At 73.8% G+C, this 3,917-nt stretch carries 2 protein-coding genes; both read right to left on the minus strand.

Annotated elements, in window-relative coordinates; genetic code table 11:
- Positions 1-2,038 (minus strand): transcription termination factor Rho (gene rho, locus ACFU6K_RS33290; RefSeq protein WP_380669436.1); only part of this gene is annotated, 2,038 nt, incomplete at its 3' end.
- A 602-nt stretch (positions 2,039-2,640) separates the two neighbouring features.
- Positions 2,641-3,579: a homoserine kinase gene (gene thrB / locus ACFU6K_RS33295; protein WP_380669438.1), complete on the minus strand. Its 939-nt coding sequence runs from the start codon at positions 3,577-3,579 to the stop codon at positions 2,641-2,643.
- Between the last annotated feature and the right edge of the window lie 338 nt (positions 3,580-3,917).

Below are 3,917 nucleotides of genomic sequence, written 5' to 3' on the forward strand. Positions count from 1 at the left end.
GCTTCATCTTGTCCAGGAGCAGCTCGATCGCCTGCTGCGAGTCGAGCGCGTGCAGCACCCGGCGGAGCTTCCAGACGATGGCCAACTCCTCGCTGCCGAGCAGGATCTCCTCCTTGCGGGTGCTGGAGGCGTCCACGTCGACGGCCGGGAAGATGCGCTTGTCCGAGAGCTTCCGGTCGAGCTTGAGCTCCATGTTGCCGGTGCCCTTGAACTCCTCGAAGATCACCTCGTCCATGCGCGAGCCGGTCTCGACCAGCGCGGTGGCCAGGATGGTCAGCGAGCCGCCGTTCTCGATGTTGCGCGCGGCACCGAAGAACTTCTTCGGCGGGTACAGCGCGGTCGAGTCGACACCACCGGACAGGATGCGGCCGGAGGCCGGCGCCGCCAGGTTGTAGGCGCGGCCGAGGCGGGTGATCGAGTCCAGCAGGATGACCACGTCGTGGCCCAGCTCCACCAGGCGCTTGGCGCGCTCGATGGCCAGCTCGGCGACGGTGGTGTGGTCCTCGGCCGGGCGGTCGAAGGTCGAGGAGATGACCTCGCCCTTCACCGACCGCTGCATGTCGGTGACCTCTTCCGGACGCTCGTCGACCAGGACGACCATCAGGTGGCACTCGGGGTTGTTGTGGGTGATCGCGTTGGCGACCGCCTGGAGCACCATGGTCTTGCCGGTCTTCGGCGGCGCGACGATCAGACCGCGCTGGCCCTTGCCGATCGGCGACACCAGGTCGATGATCCGGGTGGTCAGCACGCCCGGGTCGGTCTCCAGGCGCAGCCGCTCCTGCGGGTAGAGCGGGGTGAGCTTGTTGAACTCGGGGCGGCCGCGGCCGCTCTCCGGGTCCATGCCGTTGACGGAGTCCAGCCGCACCATGGCGTTGAACTTCTCGCGGCGCTCGCCCTCGCGCGGCTGGCGCACGGCACCGGTGATGGCGTCACCCTTGCGCAGCCCGTTCTTGCGGACCTGGGCGAGCGAGACGTAGACGTCGTTCTGGCCCGGCAGGTAGCCGGAGGTGCGCACGAACGCGTAGTTGTCGAGGATGTCGAGGATGCCCGCGACCGGGATCAGGACGTCGTCCTCGCCGACCTGCGGCTCGGCCACGCCGGCGGCCTCGAAGCCGTCACGGCCGCGGCGGCCGCGGCGGTCGCGGTAGCGCCCGCGCCGGCCGCGCCGGCCCTCGCCGAACTCGTCGTCCTCGTAGCCGCCCTGCTGCTGGGCCTGCGGCTGCTGGGTCTGCTGGCCCTGACGGCCCTGCTGCTCGGCCTGGCCGCCCTGCTGCTGGCCGCCGCCCTGCTGGGGCTGGCGGTCGGCGCGCTCGCGGCGGTTGCGGCGGTCGCGGCGCGACTCGCGGCCGTCGCCGTCCTGGGCCTCGCCGCCCTCCTGGCGGTCCGTGCGCTCGGTGCGCTCGGCGCCCTCGCGGCGGTCCCGGCGCTCACGGCGGTCGCGACGCGACTCGCGGCCGTCCTCGCGGCCCTCGAAGCCGCGGGTCTCGGCCGGGCGGGCCTCGGCCTGCTTCGGCTCGGCGACCGCGACGGTGGCGGGCTCGGCGGCGGCCTCCGCGACCGGGGCGACGGGCGCGCCGGCGGCCGAGGTGGCCCGGCGGCGGGTGCGCTCGGTACGGGCGGGCGCGGCGGTCTCCGCGGCGGCCTGGACCGGGATCTCGATCTGGGCCTGCGGCTCGGCGGCGGCCGGAGCCTCGGCCTTGGCGGCGGCGGCCTTGGTGCGGCGGGCCGGCTTCTCGGCCGGGGCCTCGGCGTCCGCCTTGGCGGCGGTGCGCTTGGCGGCCGGGGCGGTGCCACCGGCGGCGAGCAGCGGGTCCCCGCCGCTCTTCTCCTTGATGGTCTCGATCAGCTGGCTCTTGCGCATGCGTCCGGTACCGGTGATGCCAAGGTCCGCGGCGAGCTTCTGGAGCTCGGCCAGGACCATGCCGTCCAGGCCCGCGGCGGCACTGCGGCGGCGCCGCGCCGGGGCAGCGGGGGCGGTGGCCGCGTCCGACGCCTCGGCGTCCGGGCGCGCGCCCATCAGATCGGTGGAGTCGCTCACTAAGGGTCCTTCCCTGGAGCGGACGTCGGCCTGTCTGGCTCGGCGACCGGTTGTGCTGTCCTGACCAACGCTCGACTGCGTCGGTCCGAGGCGGTGATCCCTCGAACGGCGGGAGCCTGTCGAGGGAGGGCTACGTGCGAGGTGCGGTGCTTGAAGCACGGTGGTGCTGAGTGGCGCGTGGGCCGGTCGTGTGTCGACCTCCCCTGAGGGCGTAACCCCCACGCTCCCTGCGAATCCCGGGCCCCCGTCGCGTGACGGTGGCCCGTGCTCCGCCCGTCCTGGCCTCAGGTGGGAGGCTGCGGGTGGGGGTCAGGTGCCGTCACGGCTTCGGGATGCGGCCGCATGTCGCGCAGGCAGGCTGCGTACGCGCTGCGGTGGGCTCCCGGAGAATCGTCGCCCCGTGCATCGCCGGGACTCCACTGCCGTGGAGCGCTGGGATCGGGACGCGGCGCACCTAGCCCCGGAGGGCACCTGGTGCAGCAATGAGGTTAACACTACCGACCCCCTCAGACATTCCCCAGCCTTGCGCTTGCCAATCGTGTCCGTCGGACCCGGCTCGGCAGGGTGCCGGCGCCGGGTCCCGAGCGGCCCGTTCGGGCTGCTCAGACGTCCAGCGGGAGCACGACGGCCCCGGTGCGGTCGACGTCCAGCCGGTGCGCGGCGAACGCCGGATCGCCGCCGTGGCCGTGGTGCCCGGCGAAGGAGAGCACCTTGTCGGCGCCCGCCTCGTCGGTGAGCGCCAGGACGGTCGGACCGGCGCCGGAGACGACCGCGGGGAAGCCCTCGGCGCGCAGGGCGCCGACCAGCGCGGCGCTGTCCGGCATGGCGGAGGCGCGGTAGTCCTGGTGCAGCCGGTCCTCGGTGGCGGCGAGGAGCAGCTCGGGGCGCCTGGTCAGCGCCTCCACCAGCAGTGCGGAGCGGCCCGCGTTGACGGCCGCGTCCGCCAGCGGGACGGTCTTCGGCAGCAGTCCGCGCGCGGTCTCGGTGAGCACCTCGCCGGCCGGCACGAACACCACCGGGACGACCTGCTCGGACGGCTCCAGCACGACCGCCTTGGCCGACTCCTCGTCGGTCCAGGCGATGGTGAAGTTGCCGCGCAGGCAGGCCGCGACGTTGTCGGGGTGGCCCTCCAGCTCGGAGGCGAGGGCCAGCAGCGCGTCGTCGTCCAGCGCGGACCGACCGCCGATGGTCACCGCGCGGGCGGCCACGATGCCGGCGCAGATGGCGGCCGAGGAGGAGCCGAGGCCGCGGCCGTGCGGTATCCGGTTGGCGCAGACCACTTCGAGGCCGCGGGGCTGGCCGCCGAGCCGGTCGAAGGCGGCGCGCATCGAGCGGACCAGCAGGTGGCGCTCGTCGCGCGGCAGCGTGTCGGCGCCCTCACCGGCGATGTCGACGGAGAGGCCGGAGTCGGCGACCCGGACGACCACGTCGTCGTACAGACCCAGCGCGAGCCCGAGGGCGTCGAAGCCCGGGCCGAGGTTGGCGCTGGTCGCGGGAACCCTGACCCGGACGGCGGCGGCACGGAACGCGGGACCGGCCATACGGTGGACTCTCCTGGGGTAAATCGGGCGGCGCGGAGCGCGTCGTCGGTGCGAGGGTGGGGAACGGACCGCGGCCCCTCCGGGGGCGGGCGGTCGCGGTGTCGGCGCGGCCCGGACCCGCCGGGCCCGGGGCATGTGCCACGCGGCCGAAGCCAGAGTATCGAAGAGAGGTTCCCGAGCGGTACACCCCGTGGGCCTTCGATCTGGTGTGTTGCCGTTCTGGCCGGAAATGCTCACCCCTCCCCGTCGACGGGAGGGGTGGAAAAGGATCGCAATGCGGAGCCCGAATGACACAAAAGTGTCAGTGCGGAACTCCGACGGGCCGACCCTCGAAAGGG

The sequence above is a fragment of the Kitasatospora sp. NPDC057512 genome (assembly GCF_042802135.1).
In the GTDB taxonomy this organism is placed as follows: Bacteria; Actinomycetota; Actinomycetes; order Streptomycetales; family Streptomycetaceae; genus Kitasatospora.